Source organism: Klebsiella sp. 10982, from assembly GCF_048589245.1.
In the GTDB taxonomy this organism is placed as follows: domain Bacteria; phylum Pseudomonadota; class Gammaproteobacteria; order Enterobacterales; family Enterobacteriaceae; genus Klebsiella; species Klebsiella quasivariicola.
Genome location: NZ_JBMAXV010000010.1, coordinates 81,382 through 103,673 on the forward strand (window position 1 = coordinate 81,382; position 22,292 = coordinate 103,673).

17 protein-coding genes and 6 pseudogenes are annotated in these 22,292 nt (G+C 57.3%); 17 read left to right on the forward strand and 6 right to left on the reverse strand.

Features of this window, described 5'->3' with window-relative positions:
* The first annotated feature begins 2 nt into the window (after positions 1 to 2).
* The 3 genes from livM to ACKLKD_RS11045 are packed head-to-tail and all read left to right on the forward strand — an operon-like array spanning position 3 to position 2,877.
* On the forward strand, positions 3 to 1,289 hold the full coding sequence (livM, locus tag ACKLKD_RS11035; protein ID WP_025714879.1) for a high-affinity branched-chain amino acid ABC transporter permease LivM: 1,287 nt from the start codon (positions 3 to 5) through the stop codon (positions 1,287 to 1,289).
* On the forward strand, positions 1,286 to 2,161 hold the full coding sequence (locus tag ACKLKD_RS11040) for an ABC transporter ATP-binding protein (protein WP_080896687.1): 876 nt from the start codon (positions 1,286 to 1,288) through the stop codon (positions 2,159 to 2,161). Before livM ends, ACKLKD_RS11040 begins: the two co-directional genes overlap by 4 nt.
* Positions 2,158 to 2,877 carry an ABC transporter ATP-binding protein gene (locus ACKLKD_RS11045; protein WP_025714880.1) on the forward strand — a complete coding sequence of 240 codons (720 nt, stop codon included), beginning with the start codon at positions 2,158 to 2,160 and terminating at the stop codon, positions 2,875 to 2,877. Before ACKLKD_RS11040 ends, ACKLKD_RS11045 begins: the two co-directional genes overlap by 4 nt.
* A 5-nt stretch (positions 2,878 to 2,882) precedes the next feature.
* Here ACKLKD_RS11045 and ACKLKD_RS11050 read toward each other — a convergent pair whose 3' ends face one another.
* The gene (locus ACKLKD_RS11050) at positions 2,883 to 3,776 is read right to left on the reverse strand and encodes a LysR substrate-binding domain-containing protein (RefSeq protein WP_008804342.1); all 894 of its coding nucleotides are present in this window, start codon (positions 3,774 to 3,776) and stop codon (positions 2,883 to 2,885) included.
* Positions 3,777 to 4,059: 283 nt separating this feature from the next.
* On the opposite strand from ACKLKD_RS11050, the gene pckA reads away from it, so the two are divergent.
* Positions 4,060 to 5,703 (forward strand): phosphoenolpyruvate carboxykinase (ATP), encoded by a 1,644-nt coding sequence (gene pckA / locus ACKLKD_RS11055; protein WP_025714881.1) that lies wholly within the window; start codon positions 4,060 to 4,062, stop codon positions 5,701 to 5,703.
* A 49-nt stretch (positions 5,704 to 5,752) separates the two neighbouring features.
* Here the strand turns inward: pckA and ACKLKD_RS11060 are convergent, their stop codons facing one another.
* Positions 5,753 to 6,229 (reverse strand): GNAT family N-acetyltransferase, encoded by a 477-nt coding sequence (locus ACKLKD_RS11060; protein WP_012967800.1) that lies wholly within the window; start codon positions 6,227 to 6,229, stop codon positions 5,753 to 5,755.
* Between the two features lie 100 nt (positions 6,230 to 6,329).
* Between ACKLKD_RS11060 and ACKLKD_RS11065 the strand changes: the two genes are divergently transcribed.
* The 3 genes and pseudogenes from ACKLKD_RS11065 to ACKLKD_RS11075 form a co-directional block, all read left to right on the forward strand.
* The gene (locus ACKLKD_RS11065) at positions 6,330 to 7,250 is read left to right on the forward strand and encodes a LysR family transcriptional regulator (protein WP_087804705.1); all 921 of its coding nucleotides are present in this window, start codon (positions 6,330 to 6,332) and stop codon (positions 7,248 to 7,250) included.
* 279 nt (positions 7,251 to 7,529) lie between these two features.
* Positions 7,530 to 7,811, forward strand: a pseudogene (locus tag ACKLKD_RS11070) (MFS transporter); the annotation flags it as partial.
* A gap of 2 nt (positions 7,812 to 7,813) precedes the next feature.
* A pseudogene (locus ACKLKD_RS11075) lies at positions 7,814 to 8,494 on the forward strand (substrate-binding domain-containing protein); the annotation flags it as partial.
* Here ACKLKD_RS11075 and ACKLKD_RS11080 read toward each other — a convergent pair.
* Both ACKLKD_RS11080 and ACKLKD_RS11085 read right to left on the reverse strand, forming a co-directional pair.
* Positions 8,469 to 9,368 carry a LysR family transcriptional regulator gene (locus ACKLKD_RS11080; RefSeq protein ID WP_080896809.1) on the reverse strand — a complete coding sequence of 300 codons (900 nt, stop codon included), beginning with the start codon at positions 9,366 to 9,368 and terminating at the stop codon, positions 8,469 to 8,471. The pseudogene ACKLKD_RS11075 and the gene ACKLKD_RS11080 sit on opposite strands and share 26 nt — an antisense overlap.
* A gap of 111 nt (positions 9,369 to 9,479) precedes the next feature.
* Positions 9,480 to 9,962 carry a cold-shock protein gene (locus ACKLKD_RS11085; RefSeq protein ID WP_004203243.1) on the reverse strand — a complete coding sequence of 161 codons (483 nt, stop codon included), beginning with the start codon at positions 9,960 to 9,962 and terminating at the stop codon, positions 9,480 to 9,482.
* A 190-nt stretch (positions 9,963 to 10,152) separates the two neighbouring features.
* Here ACKLKD_RS11085 and ACKLKD_RS11090 point away from each other — a divergent pair, with 190 nt between their 5' ends.
* A complete protein-coding gene (locus tag ACKLKD_RS11090; protein ID WP_025714599.1) occupies positions 10,153 to 10,851 on the forward strand; it encodes an RluA family pseudouridine synthase in 699 nt (232 codons plus the stop codon).
* A gap of 24 nt (positions 10,852 to 10,875) precedes the next feature.
* On the opposite strand, the gene ACKLKD_RS11095 is transcribed toward ACKLKD_RS11090, so the two are convergent.
* Positions 10,876 to 11,415: a DUF2058 domain-containing protein gene (locus ACKLKD_RS11095; protein WP_012967804.1), complete on the reverse strand. Its 540-nt coding sequence runs from the start codon at positions 11,413 to 11,415 to the stop codon at positions 10,876 to 10,878.
* 114 nt (positions 11,416 to 11,529) lie between these two features.
* Positions 11,530 to 11,859 (reverse strand): gamma-glutamylcyclotransferase family protein, encoded by a 330-nt coding sequence (locus tag ACKLKD_RS11100; RefSeq protein WP_025714600.1) that lies wholly within the window; start codon positions 11,857 to 11,859, stop codon positions 11,530 to 11,532.
* 86 nt (positions 11,860 to 11,945) lie between these two features.
* Here ACKLKD_RS11100 and ACKLKD_RS11105 point away from each other — a divergent pair.
* The 9 genes and pseudogenes from ACKLKD_RS11105 (at position 11,946) to ACKLKD_RS11145 (ending at position 22,256) form a co-directional block, all read left to right on the forward strand.
* Positions 11,946 to 12,190, forward strand: a pseudogene (locus tag ACKLKD_RS11105) (hypothetical protein).
* 237 nt (positions 12,191 to 12,427) lie between these two features.
* A complete protein-coding gene (gene tssK, locus ACKLKD_RS11110) occupies positions 12,428 to 13,768 on the forward strand; it encodes a type VI secretion system baseplate subunit TssK (RefSeq protein WP_080896689.1) in 1,341 nt (446 codons plus the stop codon).
* Positions 13,765 to 14,418, forward strand: a complete 654-nt coding sequence (gene tssL / locus ACKLKD_RS11115; RefSeq protein WP_080896690.1) for a type VI secretion system protein TssL, short form — start codon at positions 13,765 to 13,767, stop codon at positions 14,416 to 14,418. Before tssK ends, tssL begins: the two co-directional genes overlap by 4 nt.
* 3 nt (positions 14,419 to 14,421) lie before the next feature.
* Entirely contained in the window at positions 14,422 to 16,119 is a 1,698-nt protein-coding gene (locus tag ACKLKD_RS11120; RefSeq protein WP_080896691.1) for an OmpA family protein, read from the forward strand.
* Between the two features lie 183 nt (positions 16,120 to 16,302).
* Positions 16,303 to 16,427: pseudogene (locus ACKLKD_RS11125) on the forward strand (hypothetical protein).
* 150 nt (positions 16,428 to 16,577) lie between these two features.
* Positions 16,578 to 19,064 (forward strand): DUF2345 domain-containing protein, encoded by a 2,487-nt coding sequence (locus ACKLKD_RS11130; RefSeq protein ID WP_080924343.1) that lies wholly within the window; start codon positions 16,578 to 16,580, stop codon positions 19,062 to 19,064.
* A gap of 921 nt (positions 19,065 to 19,985) precedes the next feature.
* Positions 19,986 to 21,015 (forward strand): annotated as a pseudogene (locus ACKLKD_RS11135) (hypothetical protein).
* Positions 21,016 to 21,266: 251 nt separating this feature from the next.
* Positions 21,267 to 21,344 (forward strand): annotated as a pseudogene (locus ACKLKD_RS11140) (hypothetical protein); the annotation flags it as partial.
* A gap of 21 nt (positions 21,345 to 21,365) precedes the next feature.
* A complete protein-coding gene (locus ACKLKD_RS11145; RefSeq protein WP_060619418.1) occupies positions 21,366 to 22,256 on the forward strand; it encodes a formylglycine-generating enzyme family protein in 891 nt (296 codons plus the stop codon).
* The last annotated feature ends 36 nt before the right edge of the window (positions 22,257 to 22,292 follow it).

The following is a 22,292-nucleotide window of genomic DNA, read 5'->3' on the forward strand; positions in this document are numbered from 1 at the left end:
TTATGGGTGAACTGACGCGCCAGCCTGCGCGGGGTATCAAAAGCGCGCTGATCGACAGCGTGCTGGCCGGTCTTTGCGCGTTAATTGTCTTTGGCCCGATCGTCGGCGTGGTGCTCAAAGGGTATGGTTTTACCCTCGCGCCCGCGCGGGTGGCGATCCTGGTGGCGGTGGTGATGGCCGGCAGGCTGGCGCTCAGCCTGCTGCTGCAGAGCCGGCGGGGCAAGGCCTTTATTGCCCGCTTTGAGGGGGCGGATGACGGGGTGTACGTCCGGCTGCCGGGCTACCGATCGCGGCTGCGCTGGATAATGCCGCTGCTGGTGGTCCTGGCCATTGCCTTTCCGTTGCTCGCCAGCAAATACCTGCTGACCGTGGCGATCCTTGGGCTGATCTACGTCCTGCTCGGCCTGGGGCTGAATATCGTGGTGGGCCTCGCGGGCCTGCTCGACCTGGGCTATGTGGCGTTTTACGCCATCGGCGCCTACGGTCTGGCGCTGGGCTACCAGTACCTGGGCCTCGGCTTCTGGGCGATGCTGCCGCTGGGGGCGGTGATGGCGGCCCTCGCCGGGGCGTTGCTGGGCTTTCCGGTGCTGCGCATGCATGGCGACTACCTGGCTATCGTCACTCTTGGCTTTGGCGAAATCATTCGTCTGGTGCTTAACAACTGGGTGAGCTTCACCGGCGGCCCTAACGGCGTACCGGTGCCGTCGCCCACGCTGTTTGGCCTCGAGTTTACCCGCCGGGCGAAAGATGGCGGCATCCCCATCCATGAGTTTTTCCACGTCAGCTACAATCCCAACCTGAAATTCATCTTTCTCTACGCCGTGCTGTGCCTGGTGGTGATGCTGGTGCTGCTGGTGAAACATCGTCTGACGCGGATGCCCATCGGCCGCGCCTGGGAGGCGCTGCGCGAGGATGAGATCGCCTGTCGGGCGATGGGGCTCAACCACGTGCTGGTGAAGCTCTCGGCGTTTATGCTCGGCGCGTCGACCGCCGGTATCGCCGGGGTGTTCTTCGCCAGCTATCAGGGGTTTGTTAACCCGACGTCGTTCACCTTTTTTGAGTCGGCGCTGATCCTGGCGATTGTGGTGCTGGGGGGAATGGGCTCCACCCTCGGGGTGGTGCTGGCGGCGTTTGTCCTGACGGTCACCCCGGAGCTGCTGCGCGGTTTTGACGAATATCGGGTGCTGCTGTTCGGCGTGCTGATGGTGATGATGATGATCTGGCGGCCGCGCGGCCTGGTGCGCACCAGCCGCAGCGGGGTCGCACTGCGAAAAGGAGTCGCGCCATGACCGACAGCATCTTACGCGTGGAGCATCTGATGATGCATTTCGGCGGCATCAAAGCGCTGAATGATGTCAATCTGGAGGTGGAGCGCGGGTCGATCACCGCCCTGATCGGCCCCAACGGCGCGGGCAAGACCACGGTGTTTAACTGCCTGACCGGTTTTTACCGGGCGACGGGGGGCAGTATTGTGCTGCGGGCGCGGGAAAAGGTCACCGATGTCATTCAGGTGCTGGGGCAGAAGCTTCACCCGGACGATTTTCTCCACCCGGCGCAGCTGGGGCGGCGGATCTATTACAAGATGTTCGGTGGCACCCATCTGGTGAACCGCGCTGGCCTGGCGCGCACCTTCCAGAATATTCGCTTATTCCGCGAGATGTCGGTGATTGAGAACCTGCTGGTGGCCCAGCACACCCAGGTTAACCGCCATCTGCTGGCCGGGATCCTCAATACCCGTGGCTATCGGCAGGCGGAGAGTCAGGCGCTGGATCGCGCTTTTTACTGGCTGGAGGTGGTGGAGATGGTGGACTGCGCCAACCGTCTGGCGGGGACCCTCTCCTACGGTCAGCAGCGGCGGCTGGAGATCGCCCGCGCCATGTGTACCCGCCCGGAGATGATCTGTCTGGACGAGCCGGCCGCCGGCCTCAACCCGGTGGAAACCCAGGCGCTGAGCCGGATTATTCGCTTTCTGCGCCAGCAGCACGGCATCACGGTACTACTGATCGAGCATGATATGGGGATGGTGATGGAGATTTCGGATCATATCATCGTCCTCGATCACGGGGACGTCATCGCCCGCGGCGCGCCGCAGACGATCCAGGCCAACGCCAGTGTGATTGCCGCCTATCTTGGCGCTGAGGAAGAGGAGACGCGCCGATGAGCCAGCCACTGCTTGCCTTTAATGAGGTGGATGTCTTCTACGGGCCGATCCAGGCCCTGAAGCAGGTCTCCCTCACCGTCAACGAGGGGGAGACGGTGGCGCTGATCGGCGCCAACGGCGCCGGTAAATCAACGCTGCTGATGTCGGTCTTCGGCCAGCCGCGCATTGCCGGCGGGGAGATTTTCTATCGCGGGGAGGCGATCAGCCGGAAATCGACCCACTTTATCGCCAGCAACGGCATCGCCCAGGCCCCGGAAGGGCGGCGCATCTTTCCCGATATGACCGTCGAGGAGAACCTGCTGATGGGGACCATTGCCATCGGCAACCGCTATCAGGCCGAAGACAAGGCCCGAATGTATCAGCTGTTCCCCCGGCTGGAAGAGCGGCGGGGACAGCGGGCGATGACCCTCTCCGGCGGCGAGCAGCAGATGCTGGCCATCGCCCGGGCGCTGATGAGCCGACCGCGTCTGCTGCTGCTGGATGAGCCGAGCCTGGGGCTGGCGCCGCTGGTGGTGAAGCAGATTTTTCAGATCCTGCGCGAGCTGACGGCCCAGGGGATGACGCTGTTTCTGGTGGAGCAGAATGCCCGCCATGCCCTGAGTTTGTCGGACCGCGCCTACGTGATGGTGAACGGCCAGATCCGCCTGAGCGGCAGCGGCCAGGCGCTGCTCAACGACCCGGAGGTGCGTAAGGCATATCTGGGGATCGGCGGCTGAGGGGGTTATTCCCGCGGTTCGTTACGGGTTTTAATGTGCTGCCAGAAACGTTCGGCGGCCTGGTTAAGCCGCGAGCCGGAGCGGTAGAGCCAGGCGCCGATCGGCAGCGACAGGCGGTCATCGAGGATCGTCAGTCGGCCTTCGTCCAGCTCGCGCTGAATAGAGTATTGCGGCAGCCAGCCCACGCCGTCGCCATTGAGGATCATGCGCTTGAGCAGCTCGCTCATGGAAGAGACAAAGGTGAGGGAGAAGGTGATCTCCGGCGTGCGGTCGATCACCTGGTTCACCTGGCGCCCCATATAGCTGTCGTTGGCGTATTTCATCAGCGGCAGCACGCCGCGATGTAAATGAAACAGCGGCCGGCCATGTTCGTCGCAGGGGGAGACCAGATGCAGGTAAGAATCAAAAATTTTATGATTAATAAACGGATAGTTCATTAATTCTTCATTATAGAAGGAGAGGATAAAATCACTTTTTCCCTCTTTCAGGTTAAATACGGCGTCGTTGACGTTAATCGATTCAACATGAAAAGTCTTATTTTTACGGTCGGTGTAACCGGCGATGATCTCCGGCAGTAATAACACCGACAGCGACGGGGCGGCATCAATTCTTATTTTCTGGGTCGTGTTATTTAACCCCTTAATACGACTGATCTGAAAATCCATATCGTCGAGCATATTTCGCGCATAGCCGACGAAAATTTTGCCACGGTTGGTCAGCTGCAGGGGGTTGGCGCTGCGATCGAAGATGCTGAATCCGAGGGAGGCCTCCAGCGACTGGATGCGTCGGCTGAAGGAGGACTGAGAGATGTTGCGGGCTTTGGCCGCCAGGGTAAAGCTGCGTGACTCCTCGAGAGCAATCACATCATACAGCCATTTTACTTCCAGATTTGCCAACACCGATCCAGTCCTCAAAAACGCAATAAAGGCTATGCAATTTTAGCATAGCGCATAGAAACTATGCAATTAACATAATTATCGACAGGTGTTAACATTTTTTGGAAAGTTGAGATTTATGAATACGTATCGGCGACCCTACAAGAGCACGATATGAAATCGCGACTCACGTTTATTTATTGCTTTATTTCATTGCCCAGGATTTATCTTATTAAATAGCCGGCGACGATGACGAAAGCAATGAATAACCCAGGCCTCTTACCTTAAATAGTTTGTCAGGAGTTCCATGTCACAACAAATTGAATCAGTTAAAATGGCTCTGCAGGAGCTGGGGATTAATGCAAGCGGCGAATTCTTTTACAACCCTGATTACGATTTGCTTATTGCACATGAAACCGCTCCTGAGCTGACCGGCGCGGCCCGCGGCGTGATGACCGACTCTGGCGCCGTCGCTGTTGATACCGGGATCTTCACCGGCCGTTCACCGCGCGATAAATACATCGTCCGGGACGAACAGACTCGCGACACCGTCTGGTGGGCAGACTCCGGCCTCGGCCGCAATGACAACAAACCGTTATCGCCAGAGGTGTGGCGCAGCCTGAAAAGCCTGGTGGCGGGCCAGCTGAGTGGCAAAAAACTGTACGTCATCGACGCCTGGTGCGGCGCCAGCCCGGACACCCGTCTTGGTGTACGCTTCGTCACCGAGGTGGCGTGGCAGGCCCACTTTGTCAAAAACATGTTTATCGTGCCGAGCGCCGACGAGCTGGTCAGCTTTACGCCAGACTTCGTGGTGCTCAATGGCGCGGGCTGCACCAATGCCAACTGGCAGGCGCAGGGGATGAACTCCGAGAACTTCGTCGCCTTTAATCTGAGCGAGCGTATTCAGCTCATCGGCGGCACCTGGTACGGCGGCGAAATGAAGAAAGGGCTGTTCTCGGTCATGAACTATCTGCTGCCGCAGAAAGGCATCGCGTCGATGCACTGCTCGGCCAACCGTGGCGAAGCAGGGGACGTGGCGCTGTTCTTCGGCCTCTCCGGGACCGGGAAAACCACCCTGTCGACCGATCCGCATCGTCAGCTGATCGGCGATGATGAGCACGGCTGGGACGATGACGGCGTGTTTAACTTTGAAGGCGGCTGCTACGCCAAGACCATCAATCTCGACCCGCAGGCGGAGCCGGAGATTTATGGCGCCATCCGCCGCAATGCGCTGCTGGAAAACGTGGTGGTGCGCGCCGACGGCAGCGTGGATTATGCCGACGGCAGCAAAACTGAAAACACCCGCGTCTCCTATCCGCTGTCGCATATCGACAATATCGTCAAGCCGGTGTCCCGCGCGGGCCATCCGTCAAAGGTGATTTTCCTTGCCGCCGATGCGTTTGGCGTCCTGCCGCCGGTCTCCCGTCTGACCACCGAGCAGATGCAGTACCATTTCCTGTCGGGTTTCACCTCGAAGCTGGCGGGTACCGAGCGCGGTATTACCCAGCCGACGCCGACCTTCTCCGCCTGCTACGGCGCGGCGTTCCTGCTGCTTCACCCGACCCAGTACGCCAGCGTCCTGGCGGCGAAGATGGCGGAATCCGGTGCCGAAGCCTGGCTGGTCAATACCGGCTGGAACGGCGAGGGCAAACGCCTGTCGCTGCGCGATACCCGCAGCATCATTAGCGCGATCCTCAACGGCACCACCGGCCCGCTGCGCGATGAGGCCATCCCGGTGTTCAATCTTGCGATCCCGCAGAGCATTGCTGGGGTAGACAGCGCGGTGCTGGATCCGCGTAATGGCTGGAGCTCAGCGGAGAAGTGGCAGGAGAAGGCCGAGAGTCTGGCTCAGCTGTTTATGGATAACTTTAAGCAGTACAGCGATACCGAAGCGGGCGCGCGTCTGGCGCTGGCCGGTCCGCAGCTGCAGAATAGCGCGGTCGAAGCCTGATCCGCGGCCAGCAGGTCGACGCCTGGCGCCGACCTGCTGGCGAGCCGCTTTACTCCGCAAAGGCCCGCAGCGCATCGCCCGTGAGGCGATAACGCACCCACTCATCCTGCGGCTGCGCGCCAATGCTCAGATAGAAATCAATCGCCGGCTGGTTCCAGTCGAGCACGCTCCACTCCAGACGCCCGCACTGACGCTGTACAGCATATTGCGCGATGGTTTTCAGCAGCGCTTTGCCGGCGCCGATCCCGCGATAGTCGGGGGTCACGTACAGATCCTCCATATAGATACCATTGCGTCCAAGCCAGGTGGAGTAGCTGGTGAAGAACACCGCGTAGCCCACCGCTTTGCCCGCCACCTCGCAGATCAGCGCTTCGGTTTTGCTGCCGTTGCCAAACAGCGTCTCTCTGATCTCCTCTGCCGTCGTCACCACCTCTTCGGGGGCTTTCTCGTAGACCGCGAGTTCATAAATCATGTCGTAAATAGCGGTGGCGTCGTCCGGGGTGGCCTGGCGGATCGTAATGCTCATGGGTCGTCCTGTCTGAGTAGTCTTAAGGGAAAACAAAATTGCTGACCCTGAGCATAAGCGGTATTGTGAAAAGAATTAAGTGCAATGAAATCAGCAAACGATGAATATTATGCATCCTGTCCTGCGCCGGATTGACCTCAACCTGCTGCCGGTCTTTGACGCGGTCTATCGCTACCGCTCGGTGCGTCTGGCGGCAGAAGAGCTGGCGATGAGCACCTCGGCGCTGAGCCATGCGCTCTCCCGGCTGCGCAGCGCCCTCAACGATCCGCTGTTCTACCGCGAAGGCCACCGGATGTGCCCCAGCGTCTATGCCAGCCAGCTGGCGCCCTCGATTGCTTCGGCGCTGAAGTTTCTCAACCAGGAGCTGACGCCGCCGGCGGCGTTTGTGCCGGCCGCCAGCACCGACTGCATGCAGATTGCGATCACCGATTTCACCGCGTTCTGCGTCTTTCCGACGCTGATGCACCACCTGCAGCGCGATGCGCCCGGGCTGCGGTTTGAACTCCGTTATCTGCCCCACAGCCCGGCGCTGACCGAGCTGCTGGCGGGCGAGGTCGATCTTGCCCTCGGGTTCAATACCCCCGACCAGCCAGCCCATCCCGATCTCGAGGAGATTAACTGGCTGCGGGACGAATATGTGGTCATCAGCCAGGCCGACCGGACGGCGCTGACCCTCGACGCCTACCTTGCGGCCCGACATCTGGTGGTGACCCCGTGGAATGAGCAGCAGGGGGTGCTGGATTGCGAACTGGAACGGCAGGGGTATTCCCGGCAGGTGGCGATGAAAACCCCCTCGATGCTGAGCGCGCCCTTTATTATTGAGCAGAGCGACCTGTTGATGGCGCTGCCCCGGCGGGCGGCGGAGACGATGGCCCGCGCCGCCCGGCTGACCATTTTCCCGCTGCCGTTTCCGGTTCCGCCGTTTGACGTCAAAATTTACGCCCACCAACGCAGCGGGAAGCGCGAGGCTACCCGCTGGCTGATCTCGCTGTTGCAGATGCTGGTGCATGAGGCTTCCTGAGCCGGGGTGGCCCTGACTCCTGCGCGCCTGACTGCCTTGGCGACGTACCCTGGCCTCGGTCACAAAACGGAAAACTGGCTTTTCTGCCACGCTGGCCGGCGCCGTCTTAATGGGTTGTGTTAAATGATTGTATATAAAAGTAATGTTAATTATTTAAATGTTATTAATGCGTAAAATGCATTAATGGATGCGTTTATTACGCTTATTTCGTTCCCGGTTCTGTTTCAGTCTTCAGCAACAGGCGCGCGACAACGCGTGGATAACAAACTGGAGACCTGCATGCATTCGACAACCTCACTGATGAGTACCCGTGACCGGATCGGCGCCATCCTGCGCGTCACGTCCGGTAACTTTCTCGAACAGTTCGACTTTTTCCTGTTCGGGTTTTATGCCACCTACATCGCACATACCTTTTTTCCGGCGAGCAGTGAATTCGCCTCGCTGATGATGACCTTCGCGGTCTTTGGCGCCGGTTTTTTGATGCGCCCCATCGGCGCCATTGTGCTTGGCGCCTACATCGACAAGGTAGGGCGGCGCAAGGGGCTGATCGTCACGCTGTCGACCCGGCGTGGGAAAAACAAACCGGCAACCACCTCGTGGTGATCCCCGGCCCGTCGATGGGGAAAACGCCGCAGGCGATCCCTAATCGCCTGGCGCGGGGCGAACACGCGGACGTGGTGATTATGGTCGGGGACGCGCTGACCAGCCTCGAGAAAGCGGGCCGTACGCAACCGGATTCGCGCCGGGAGCTGGCCGACTCGCCGATCGGCGTGGTGGTGAAGGCAGGGGCGCCGCTGCCGGCTATCCACAGCGCAGACCAGCTGCGGGCGACGCTGCTGGCGGCGCCGTCGGTCGCTTACTCCGACAGCGCCAGCGGACGCTATGTCAGCTCGACGTTGTTCCACTCCCTGGGCATTGATGACGCGATGCAGCGCAAAGCGCAGATGGTGGAGCGCATTCCGGTGGCCTCGGAAGTGGCGAAGGGACGGTATGCGATCGGTTTTCAGCAGGTGAGCGAACTGCTGCCGGTACCCGGCGTGACCTTTGTCGGCGAACTGCCGGATAACCTGCAGTACATCACCCGCTTTGCCGGGGCGGTGACCATCAGCGCCGACCACCCGCAGGAAGGCAAGGCGCTGCTGGCGTATCTCGCCTCACCGGCGGCGCAGGAGACCATCCATGCCACCGGTATGCGGAGCGTGGCCGCCGCCGCGCCGGTCAGCCAGAAGGATACTGTTCAATAATCAGCTTCTCCAGCTCTGCCGCCACGTAGGACTGAATACGGCCGCTGAGGCGGATCAGACCTACCGTGCGCGTGACCACCGGGTCGGTGAGCGGCACGGCGCGGAGAACGGAATGCTCCCCGGCGGGCATCGACATCGCGGGCACGGCGGCAATGCCGATGCCCGCCTCCACCATCCCCAGCATCGTGGTGACGTGGCGGGTTTCGCAGATACTTGGCCGCGCCGGCGTCAGATGCGCCAGCTCCCGGTCGAGCAGCGTCCGGTTGCCCGAGACCCGATCGAGGCCAATATAATCCTGTTCAAAATACGCCTGCCAGCTAAGGTGCGTCTTGCGTGCCAGCGGATGATCGTACCGACAGGCGGCCACATAGCGGTCGTCGGCCAGAGGGGTGAATTCGATACTGGCTGGCAGGTTTTTGGCAAAACAGAGGCCAAAGTCAGCCTGTCCGCTGCTGACCGCCTCAATTACATTGCCGACGCTGCTGTCAATCAAGCGGATGCGCACCTGGGGATAACGCGCCTGAAAGCTGCGGATGATTTCCGGCATAAAGTAGTAGGCGGCGGAGGGCACCGTTGCCACCGTCACCAGTCCGGTGCGCGCCTTGCTGACCTGGCTGATATCCGCCAGCACCGTCTCGACATGGGCCAGCAGCTGCTCCGAACGTTCGGCAAAATTTTGCCCATACAGCGTGAGGGTCACCCGCCGGGTGGTACGCTCGAACAGCCGGTTGCCCAGCGCCGTCTCCAGCTTTTCGATGCGTCGGCTAAGGGCCGACTGCGACAGGCAGATGGATTCAGCCGCCAGCCGAAAACTGCCATATTCCATCAGGGCGCGAAAGGCGTAGAGATCGTTGAAGTCGAAATTAACGGGCATGGCGGCGGCATCCTTATCGGCTGTCAGGCGCATCGCCCCTCACCGGATGGGGCGATGGCGGGTAGGCTATCGGGCAGATCTTCGGGCGCGCGGGAAACCGCGCGCCGGGGCTTACACCTTAAGCAGTTTTACCGTGGCATCGATATCGATTTCGTCTTCCGAGAAGATCAGGGTTGTCCCCTGAAAGGTAGTGATCGCCAGCTTTTTCACCGAGCGCATCTCTCCCGGCTGCACCGTGGATTTTGGCCGGATGCTGTTCATCAGCAGCCCAACCGACAGCACCGCGTTTTCTTTATCGACGCGGGTCTCCACCGGCTCTTCTTCCCGGTACACCACATAGGATTTGATGGAGGTCAGCTTCAGCCGCTCGCCGGCAATATAGATATATTTGCTCTCCGGAATGACCTTCACCGCGTAGGCCGACAGCCCTTTATTGTTGGTGGTAGGTTCGAAAGTCACCGCCGCGTCTTTTTTGATAAGATCAGGATTGGCGACCTTAATCACGTGAAAATAACGATTTTCGCCGTTTTCATCTTTGATAAATCCAAAACCTTTATCTTTAAACCACGTTGTGATTGTTCCGTTCATCGCCATTACCGTATTACTCGTTGGTTAACTCAAATTTTGCAGCGCGCAGTGTAAAGCACATTGCCTGCGCAGACCATGCCTTTACGATAAGTGTGGGTGATAAATGACGCCGCCGCGAGGGCGGATTGTGCGCCAGTATCGTGCCGGCGGGCAAAATGGGGTACTATCGCCAGCCACTCCTTCTTCGGGCCGCCTGATGTCCACCATTATCGATACCTTTGTCGCGCCGCCGTGCCGCGAACAGATCACCCTCTTGTATCAGGACGAACACCTGCTGTTGATCAATAAACCCGCCGGGCTGCTGAGCCTGTCGGGCAAAGATCCGCGCAACCTTGACTCCGTGCATCACCGGCTGGTTCAGCGCTTTCCGGGCTGCACCCTGGTGCACCGCCTGGACTTCGGTACCTCCGGTCTGATGGTGGTGGCCCGCAACAAAGACGTTAACGCCTTGCTGTGTCAGCAGTTCAGCCAGCGCACGGTGGCAAAGGTCTATACGGCGCTGCTGTGCGGCCACCTGGCGGAAGACGAGGGGATCGTGGAGGCGGCAATCGCCAAAGATCCGGCCCGTTTCCCGCGCATGTCATTGTGCGCCCGGCACGGCAAACCGGCGCGTTCGCGCTATCGGGTCATTGATCGCCTGTATCAGGCACGGGAAGGCGAGAGGGCGCTGGCGTTAACCCGGGTGGCGCTCATCCCGGAGACCGGACGTACCCATCAGCTGCGCATCCACTGCCAGCTGCTGGGCTATCCGATCCTTGGCTGCGATTTGTACGGTGGCCGGGAGCTGCCCGGCACGGAACAGGCTCCGCGGCTGATGCTGCACGCCAGCGAACTGCGCTTTGTCCACCCCATCAGCCATGAGCCGATGCATATCCAGCAGGCGAGCCCGTTCTGATCGCCTGCGGCTGGAAAACCGGGGTTACCACATCAGATCGTCGGGCACCTTAAAGTCGGCATACGGATCGTCTTCATCCTGCTCATCCTGACTCAGGGCGCTGTGCAACACGATGCTGCTGGCGTCGCGCTGGGCGATTTTCTCGGCCACCACCGCCGGAATAATTGCATATTCACCTTCGGGCTTGTTATCCACCGCCAGGCGGGCAATCGCCAGACGGCCGTTAATCAGCTGGGTCTGGGTGGTCTTGTCGACCATGATTTTTTTGATCAGATTATTATCGGTGAAGTTAAAGCCGATATCGCCCCGGGCGACCGTAATGCGGTTCATCTCGATCAGCTGCTTCACCTGGGCTTTATACTCTTTCGCCAGCACCGCCTGCTTTTGCTGCTCGCTGAGCTGCTTATCGCGCTCCAGCTGGGCTTTTTTATTTTCTTCCACCGCTTCCCGGGCCTCACGGGCCTGAACGCGGGATTTTTTCGCCGTCCTCTGGACTTTAGCCATTTTTTTGCTGCTGACCAGGCCGGCTTTGAGCATCTGCTCTTGTAAAGTGAGTTTTGTCATCTGCGTGTCTGAAACTGAGGAAACATCTGGCAAGTATACCTGCATTGGCAGAAACGACGCCAGACTCGCGATCGCGCTGGGCTGCTGTACCATGCCGCGCAGCGCGGCGGGGGATTACCCCCGGGGCTGAAGCTGATAAATCCAGGCGCTGATATGCTGTCCATCGTCGGTGGTCACTTCCACCGGCACCCGATCGTACCCTTCCTCAAAGTCGTCCAGCATCGGCCAGTGCGCCGCCAGCCGATCGGACAGGAACAGATAGCCGTTGACCCGTGGGCCGTGAGCGTCGAGGACGATCCCCGGGAAATCGGCGGCTGCGCCCCAGCCGCGCGCGTAAAAGGTGCCGGTGACGTAGCCGGGACGCCACTCGCCCCCGATCGCCTCCAGAATATGCGCATTACTGCGACCGGGACAGAGCGTCCCATAGACAAATAGCGGTTTCATTTACTCTCTCTCGTTCGCCCTGATACCCGCCTACAGCGGAGCGGGAAACCAAAATACGGGGTAATGCAGCGCCTGGCAATGGCCGGGTGGGGGCGGGGCACTCCTCCGGGCATCTGGCAGTTGCCGGGGAGACTCTGGACTCATTGCTACTGAGGGTATATCGATTGCGGTGATATTTTTATTATTATTTATATTTAAGGTAAATATAAATATTCCTGACGGAGGGATTAATTCGCTAATTAATATTCAACAGGAAAATAATAAAAGGGCCGCTTATGGAATATTCCTTCTACATGTGATGACCGAGAGCAATAAAGCTACCTTGGGTTGAATTCAGATATTATTTAGGGCCAGGCGTTACCTCCCCCTGACTCTTTCGCTTTATGATAAACATCCCTTGACCAAAAAATACCATCTGACTTCGAAACTCTCGCGGGCAGGGGAGATATTTCCTTTCCCTGAAGCGGCAGGTAATAAATCCAGCCGAACACACGGCGGATGAGGGATATCCGTCCGGGCATTTGGTCCTGTCTGCAGACCAATGAAAGTGAAAGGCACAGGAGGTGCAATGAAGATTTTCCGCCCATTATGGCGCGACGGGGCTTTTCTGGTCCCGCAGCAGTTTCAGCAACAGGCCCGCTGGGACGCGCACGTCGCCGATACGGTCTCCCGCATGGCGCTCGCCCACCCGTGGGGGGTATTGCGCGCGGAGTTTGACGCGAGCGCGCTCACCCTTTCCCGGCTCAACGCCACCCGGCTGATCGTGCGTTTCGCCGACGGAACGCTGATTGACACCGAGCTGGCGGATATTTTGCCACCGGTCCGCGATGTATCGGACGTGATGCAGGACAGCGTGGAGGTTCTACTCGCTCTGCCGCTGCTCAGCGCCAGCGGCGGCAATCTTGATGACGGCCAGGAGAGCGCCCGCCCGCGCCGCTGGCGCGCCGAGCAGGTGACCGTCCAGGAGCTGGCCGGCCATGAACGCAGCGAGCTGGCCGTTCTGCGGCACGCGCTAACGCTGCGTCTCTCCACCGAGGAAAATGCAGCCTTCCTCACCTGCCCGGTAGCGCGTCTGGTGCACGACGCCCAGGGGCAGTGGATCGTTGACCCGGAATTCATCCCGCCGCTGCTGTCGCTGGCGGCAAGCCCGACGCTGGTCAGCGAGCTGGGCGAGCTGTTACATCGCCTGCAGGCCCGACGCAGACGCCTGATGGCCATGCGTCGTGAAAGCAATGCGCGGATGGCTGATTTTGCCGTGGCGGATGTTTCCCTGTTCTGGCTGCTCAACGCGCTGAACAGCGCTGAACCGGTGCTCAGCGAGCTGCATCAGGACCCTTCGCGCCATCCGGAGCTGCTCTATCGCGAACTGGCCAGGCTGGCCGGCAGTCTGCTGACTTTCTCCCTTGAACATCATCTGGAAGCAATCCCCCGCTACCGGCATGCCTCGCCAGAGCAGGTATTCCCACCGCTGTTTGCCCTGCTGGATACGCTGCTCGAAGTCAGCCTGCCCTCAAGGATGATCGCCATCGCTCTGGAGCAGGGCGCCGACCGGGAGATCTGGCGGGGCAGGCTGCACGATGCGCGGCTGCGCGAGGGGGCGGATTTTTATCTGTCGGTGCGCTCTTCACTCCCCCCTCACCAGCTACAGAGCCGCTTTCCGCAGCTCTGTAAGGCGGGTAGCCATGATGATGTCGCCGAGGTCGTCAATATTGCCCTCAGCGGCATCGCGATCAAACCGCTGAGCCATGTGCCGGCGGCCATTCCGCTACGTCTGGAAAACCAATATTTCGCTCTGGATCTCTCCACCGACGCCGCCCGCACGATGCTGGAGGCCGGCAACTGCACCTTCTATACCCCGGAATCGCTTGGCGACGTGAAACTTGAACTCTTTGCGGTACTGCGCTCATGAATACCTCTGAAAGCGATCTGATCAACAAAACCTTTTACCCGGGCTGGCTGATGGTCAGCCAGTTACGCTGCGGCCAGCCGGTGACCGATGGCGAGGCGCTCTATCGCCAGGCCTGTCGATGGGTGACCGAGGCGCGCGAGGCGCTGACGGCGGGGGGAGTCAGTGAAGCCAGCGCTGAGCAGATGCTCTATGCCTACTGCGCGCTGCTGGATGAGAGCGTCCTCAACCGCGCCAGTCAGGATGATGGCTACCGCAGGTGGCGCAAGGATCCGCTGCAGGCGCGCTTTTTCAGCACTCTCAACGCCGGGGAAGAGCTCTGGGAACGGATCCGCCAGCTGCTGCGAGAGCCCACGGCGGATGCGGCAGTGCTGACTTGTTTCTATCGTACTTTGCAACTGGGGTTTGTCGGACAGTACCGCGCCCAGGATGACGAACGGCGTGAGGACGTGGCGCAAGCGCTTGGCGCGCGGGTCCCGCCGTTCAGCCTGACCCAGGAGGCGCCGGTGGTGGTTCGTGCCTCCCGGCTGCGCAGCGGACGGCGGATGTACTGGTGCGGCTGGGCGGCTGGCATTGTGGCGCTGGCGGCGCTGTGGTTGACCTTCTCCTCCGTGCTGTCACAGATGGTGGCGCAGATAGCAGGGCAGGGATAAGAGATGCGTGATAACGCCCGTCGTCTGCTTACGATACTGACCGTCATCCTGGCCCTGTGGCTAGTGCTGGGCTTCTGGCCGCTGTCCATCGGCAACCAGGTGATCTTCAGTCTGTGCATCCTGCTGGCGGGCGGCGCGGCGCTCTGGCGTCAGCGTCGCCGGGCAGTCAGCCGTCAGCGATCGGAAATCGTCCTGCCGCCCGAGGATTTTCAGGGGGCAGTGGTTCTGGTCTGCGGGGATACCGACGGTCTGTTTCCCGGGCGTTCGGCGCACGGCGAAACCCGTCACGGCTGGTATCTACGGGGAGACAGCGCGGAGCAATTGCCGGGGCTGGCGCAGTACCTGGCGGCGGCGCGTCCGGCACTGGTATCGCAGGTTTCCGTGCTGCTGGCGGTGGTACCGGAGCACCACCCCTCCGGGGAGCATCTGGCGCAGTCGCTGCGCGACTGGCGGCGGAGTATCGTTCAGTGCCGAACCTGGCTAAACGGTCTGCCGCCGGTGTGGAGCGTGTTCTGGGTGACGCCGCCAGGCGGCCAGGCCGTGGAAAGCCGCTGGTTTACCATCACGCCGGAGAGGGCTGGTCTCCAGGTGCAGCAGAAGGGACAAGCGCCCCAGTCGGTTGCCGGGTGGCAGCGGGAGGGCAGCCCTGCCTCACGCCTGCATCAGACGCTGTGGCTGGAGAGCATTCTGACCTTGGCCGAAAACGCTCTTTTCCGGCCATTCCGCGCCCGGCAGGCGGAACTTCCTCCGCTGAACCTGTGTGCCGCGGGCATCTGCCTGACACCGGTAGCGGCGGTGGCGAACAACCTCTGGCAACAGCAAATCGCCGCGATCACCACGCTCTCCCCGGGCAACGACGCGGCGCCAGGTCCTCACCCGCTGCCGGATCTTCTTCTGTCGTCACTGCCGCACCGCCACGGGGTCAGCCGCCGGATGCGCGATGCCGGTCTTGCCGCTGGCGTGGGCTTCCTCTTTCTGGCGCTGGCGATGCTGGCTTCCTTTATCAACAACCAGCGCCTGGTGCGTAGCGTCGGCGATCATCTGGCGGTGTACCACCGCCTCAGCGGCACGCCGCCGACGCCGAAGCTGCAGGCGCAGCAGCGTCTGCGTGCCGACAGCCGCCTGCTGGATGACTGGTTGCGCCGGGGAGAGCCGCTGCGTTATCGGCTGGGGCTTTATCAGGGGGGGCGACTGATCCCCTTCGTTGAAGCCGCTATCAATGACTGGGCGCCGCCCCCGCCGCCGCGTCCGGTCATTAAGCAGGTTGTGCAGGGGCCGCAGACGATCCGCCTCGATAGCATGGCGCTGTTCGATACCGGCAAATCGGCGCTGAAACCGGGTTCGACAAAGCTGCTGGTGAACTCGCTGCTGGGCATTAAGGCGAAACCCGGCTGGCTGATCGTGGTGGCAGGCCATACCGACAGCATCGGCAACGATAAATCCAATCAACAACTCTCCCTGAAGCGTGCCGAGGCGGTCCGCGACTGGATGCGCGATACCGGCGATGTGCCGGAGAGCTGTTTTGCGGTGCAGGGCTACGGCGCAAGTCGTCCTGTCGCCAGCAACGAGACGCCAGAGGGGCGGGCGCAAAATCGCCGGGTGGAGATCAGTCTGGTCCCGCAGAAGGACGCCTGTCTGACGCCGGGCACGGCCAATACCTCAGGAGCAGAGACTAACGGATTAAAAAGCGAAACCGAGTAATCAGCGACCCCGATCGCGGAGGTTGAACAACAATCTGCCTGCCTGACCTTGTGCGCTACGGGTCCCTGATAAACAGGAAACAGCGATGGGCGGTAGCGTGCCTGCAGCCAGTCAATCTTGTCGGCTAAGCGAAGCCTCTGCGGGGATGAAGCTCGGGAAAGGGGATGGATAAAGGAGATCATTATGGATAGCGCTAAGGACAGTGGCAGAGAAATGCTGGCGGCGATAAACGTTGAAGGCTCCGGTTTCTGGCTGCTTTTTTTATTTCTCAGTCAGTGAATATAAATATCCCTGGGGTTACCTTTTAGTTACGAAACTCCTGGTGGGGTATCTGATATATCGATATGCACATAAATATATTTATGATGAATGAGATGATTATCATTAAACAAAATTAAACAGGGCGTCCTGTGAATTGATTTTTGATAGTCATTACAGCGGAGTAAAACAGGAATATAATGGATACCTCTTCAATAATTACCGGCACCACCCTTAACCGTTACCAGCTGGGTATTCCTTCATGTACCGCATCGCTGGATGTGGAAGAATTCAGTGGGGCAGAAAAACTGAGTGAACTTTATTATTACACTATTACGTTTACCAGCGCAGAGAAAAATATTGATGCCGCACAGCTCCTGAGCAAACCCGCCATGCTGACGATGGGCGGCGGCGCACTGCAGCAGCTGGCGGACTGCAAACGCGTCCATGGTGTGATTACCACCTTCCAGCGCGTCAATCGTTCTGAAGATCAGTCGACCTATCAGATAACCCTCCAGCCGTTTCTCTCCCTGCTGGATAAACAGTTTCGCAGCCATCGTTTTTTCGTCAACAAATCGGTACCGGAGGTGGTGGAGCAGGTATTGCAGGAACATCACCTGCATGACTGGGAGTATGAGTTTAATCTCAAGCAACACTATCCACGGCGCGAGCAAATTAATCAGTATCAGGAGAGCGACCTGGCATTTATCCAGCGCCTGCTGGCAGAGGTGGGGATATTTTATTTCTTCACCCTGCAGGAAGAGGCGCAGAGCGAAGTGGTTCACTTCGCCGACGCGCAGCGGGCGCTGATGTTCGATAAAACACTTCCTGTAAACAGCCCGTCCGGGATGAGCGACAGCGGTACGGAATCGATATGGGGTCTGAGCATCACCCACAACGTCGTAGAGGCGAACGTCACTACCCGGGATTATAACCCCCGCGATGCGCAGAGCGTTCTCCAGTCGGCAACAGCGGATATGACCCGGGGAAATGGTGAAGGCATCACTTACGGTGAGGTATACCACTATAAGCTTCGCCACCGGGAGCGTGGCGATAAAATCGACCCGCAGACGGAGACCGCCAACTTCTATGCCCGCCTCGACCATGAGCGTTTTCTGGCTCACCAGACGCTTATTACCGCGATCAGTACTGCAGCCTGGCTGGCGCCGGCCCAGGTGCTGACCGTTACCGACAGCCTGCCGTCGACCCTGCCTGCGCCCGTACAGGATCCGCTGTTAATCATCGGCACCGGTTTTACCGCCAGCCGCCGGGAGGCGCTGCGGGTGTCCCTGCTGGCGGTGCCCTACAGCGAAACATTGTGCTGGCGTCCGCCGCTGCTGCCGCGCCCGAAGGTGACTGGCACCATGACGGCGCGGGTGACCAGCGCGAAAGCGAATGATATCTACGCCTGGCAGGATGCGTCCGGCCTGTACAGGGTGAAATTTGACCCTGACAGAGATGAGAAAGGGCAGGGTCAGGAAAGCATGCCGGTGCGTCTCGCCAAACCCTACGGCGGCGACGTGTACGGCTTTCACTTCCCGCTGATCCAGGGCACGGAGGTGGCGATTGCTTTCCACGAAGGCGATCCCGACCGGCCGTATATTGCGCATGCGCTGCATGACTCGCGGCATGTCGACCCTGTGACGGAGAAAAACAGCACCCGCAATGTGATTCGTACTCCGGCCAATAATAAGCTGCGAATGGAGGATAAGCGCGGCGAGGAGCATATCAAGCTCAGCACCGAGTACGGCGGCAAGACGCAGCTGAACCTGGGGCATAACGTGAATGCGCAGAGGGAGTTGCGGGGCGAGGGTGCGGAACTGCGTACGGATAAATGGGTGAGCATCCGGGGCGGTGCGGGGGTGTTTATCAGTGCGGATAAACAGCCTTCGGCAGGCGACAGGATGCTGGCAATGGAGGAGGCGATTGCGCAGCTTGAAAATGCCCTGGGTATTGCGAAAAGCCTGGCGTCGGCAGCGGAATCGGCTCAGGCCCTGCCATCGGATACCGGCAACCAGCAGACGCTGAACGATGCGCTGAAAGAGCTGGCGCAGCCGGGGATAGTGCTGAATGCGCCGCAGGGCGTGAGCATCAGCAGTCCGCAGGCGGTACGGTTGTCTTCGGGTAGCGCCAGCGTGGGGATTGTGTCACAGCAGAATACGGACATCAGTGCGCTGAAACGTTTTACGGTGGCGGCGGGAGAAGCCGTCAGCCTGCTGGCGCGAAAGGCGGGGATGAAGCTGTTTGCGGCGAAGGGAAAGATTGAAATCCAGGCGCAGGATGATGCGCTGGAGGCGACGGCGAAAAAGGATATCACCGTGACCAGCGTGGAAGGGCGAGTGGAAATCACGGCGGCGGAGGAACTGGTGGTGAACTGTGCGGGAGCGTATATCAGGCTAAGTGGTGGCAATATCGAGCTGGGCTGCCCTGGGAATATTCTGCTGAAATCGGCCAATGTGCAGAAAATGGGCGCAGCTGATTATGATGCAAACAAACCTGAGCTTCCCGTCGGTTTCAGTGAGTTTTTTACTGCAAAAGATGAAGAGTCCGGGGAGATTTTACCTTTTACCCGGTACAGGATAACAACCGGTGAAGGTAAAGTATTTGAAGGCAGGACCGATGCGGAAGGTAAAACTGTTGCAGTTTATACTGCCCTGCCTGATGCCCTGCATATAGAATTACTTTAAAGAATGAAGGAATAGCATATGGCTACCGGAGAAGAGAAAAGTAAAACATCGGTACAAGGGACGGGAACGGTTGTAAAAGGAAAATATGGCCCAGAATGTTATTTTCACCCAGGTAGCGCAACATTGCTTTTTCTGGAGGCTTCAGATACTAAAATTATCGAACAGGAGCATGATTTTCTGTCTGGCTTGCTTGAAACTCAGAAACAGGCGCAAAAAAATCTTGATGATATTAATTTTGAAGCAATCACTCAGGCAGGCAGAGTGCCAGCAAGAAAATTTGAAAGTGAAATCACTAAAGCCTATGAAGCCTTAAACAAAGCAAATCAGGCTTTGCGGAAAGAGCTTATGTCACTAACAGCGAATCCTCCGGAGGGGGAATTGCTTAATGATAAAATGAAAGATACTGCCATTGGTATAATGGAACTTATTCCGCTTAAAAATAACACAGTGAAAGGATTCAAGAAAACTTATGTGCGTTCCGATAAAATAAAACACCAGTGGCGAACATATAAGCTCAGCGAAGTTGATAAAGAAAGTGGTGAAGCCAGTTTCATAAAATATAAAAACAAAACTATTGTTTCTCAGGATGCGAATGGTAATCAGGTTAATAAAACCATACGTCAGGGAAAAATAGATACAGCAGAACTAAAAAAACAACTAAGTAACGTACCTGTTTCATTGAAATTCGATCTTGTTGACGATACGAATGTTATTGTCAGTCACTGGGCAGAGGAAATGAACAAATCTCTGACCTGGCCAAAGGGGGATGGTAAAGTCGATGAATCTGTTTATCACCAGTATGTTGATATCAGCGCGCAGGCTCAACTGATGCGCTACAGCCATGGAGCGGGTGCATCAGCGGAATATAATCCGTCAGAAAAAAAACTGGAGGGAAAAATTGAAGGTCATGCCAGTTTTGCACTGGGGGAGGCGAAGGCCGAAACGGCCCTGTACCTGCCGGACAGGTTAGGTGTCAGCCTTTTATTTCCGGCGAAAAAAGTGACTCCACAGACACCGGATGGTGTCTGTAATATGGGAGCGCTGCGTTTTGCCATGAAACTGGTATTGTCAGGTAGCGTAGGTGCCAGTGCTGCAATTGAATTAGGGGTGACAGCAGACTGGAGTGGAGAAATGGGAAAGGGCTATGGCATTAAAGGCCATCCTGCAACCCTGACTGCCCCACCGTTACCAGGACAGCAGCAGGTGAATTTAAAGACCTCAACAATACCTGAAGCACAGGGGGGAGGTGAAATTGGTATTTTTGTTGGTGCTCAGGCGGGAGGTAATATCAGTGGTGCCATTGAGTGGTTTGACCCGCATCCTGATGATACGCCAGTAGCTATAGGTGTTGAGAAAGATAACAAACCCATTGTCAATAAAGAGAAGAAGTTTGCTGCGATAGCCAAACTGGAAGCGGGGATGACGGTGCAGGCAGGCGCAGGGGGAAGTGGGGTTTTTTATATCACCTATATTCAGGGACGTTTTCGTATTTACTGTAAAGCGGCTTTATGTTGGGGAGTGGGAGCCAAAGGGGAAGTCGGTTTTGAAGTTGATGGCAGCAGCTTTGCGGCTTTTATGAAGAGCTTTCTTTATATGCTGAGAAATGTGGATTATCAGAAGCTTGAGCAGATGATGGCAGGAGATGCCTTCCGTTCTTTATGTGCAATTCCTATTATTATGGCGGCACAAGGGATACAGGCGGGTGAGGCCATGCTAAAGAATATGGGAATAATATTACGACGAATTGAAACCGATCTTGAAGATGAAAATAAGCGCGTTCATCTGATGAATAGTATTTTGTCAAACCCCGACCAGCTTAAATATACCCCTCCGGAAACAAAAGGGGCAGTGATTGCCACATTAATTGATCAGAACTGGGTGGACTGGCTTGATCCACGAAATCAGAATAATGATTTTTTTTCCGTTAACAGCTGGAAGCTCGGTCCTCTAAAGAGGCGAAAACAAGCGGTGTTTATGGCGCTGAAGTGGATACAAAGTCAGGCAGATTATAACAATGTCATGCAGCATTTGACGTTGTCGCCAGGGGAGAAGAAAGGTAATAAAGAATTGAATGAAAAAGATGTGATTAAGTTTTTAGTCATTGGAGAACGAAAATTGTTTTTCTATACCAATTATGGCGAAAAGCTCACCTTATTGCATAATAACCTTCCGGTTTCCGTTGGCCCGGATGAACCATTTAGACCTATTCCGGATATCCTGATGTCAGAATATCTTGCCATGATCGACGACCAGCATCCGACGGGTACAATGACTGCCTGATGCAATGGCTGAGGTGATAAGATGAGAAAATTAATCGTAGTTGCTTCCGTTGCTGCCGGTTTACTGACCGGGTGCGATCAGGGAAATACCACCGGGAGTGAAAAAGCAGCTAAAGCACTTGTGGATAAATCGGTCTCTAATATGGTCCCCGTTCAGGGTGGTGAGTTTTTAATGGGTGATTTTGGTCCATTAGTTGGTCAAAAATTACCTTTCAGCATACAACAGGATGATAAAACTTTACATAAGGTTATTTTAAGTGATTTTTCGATATCAAAATATAAAGTCACTAACGATGATTTTAATGTTTATTTGAAAGTAAAAGATAAAAAAAATCCACCTGTGGATATACTGGCAAAACGTCATCCTTCTCTGCTAAAGGGGGATTATCCTGCAGGTGTTATCTGGCAACAGGCAAAAGATTATTGTCAGTGGTTAGGTAAAAAATCCGGTAAAAAAATTGATTTGCCGACAGAGGCGCAATGGGAGTTTGCAGCAAGGTCCAGAGGTCAGTATCTTCCGTTTGCTACTAACAATGGTGAGTTTTCACCAGGAAAAAATGTCCCAAGCCAGGATGAACTGAATAAATACACTGACGGGATGGGGCTTCCCATTTATCCAGTAGGTAAATACCCATCAAATCCCTTAGGGCTGTATGATATGGGATTGAGTGGTTCAGAATGGACCAATGACTGGTATGCAGCAGATTATTACTCCAACTCTCCGGTAAAGAATCCTCAGGGACCAGAGCAAGGGACCGAGAAAGTGTTGCGTGGGAATGTTGGCGGCGACAGACAGTACGCATTGACTATGTTTAGACAATCTGCTTCACCACTCCCAGAAGAAGTTGATGGTGACTATGAAAAATATGGTGTTGGTCCGCAGTATGTATTTCGTTGTGTCGTTAATAAATAATGTGTGATGCCATCTCTTATTTTAACCGAGTCAGAA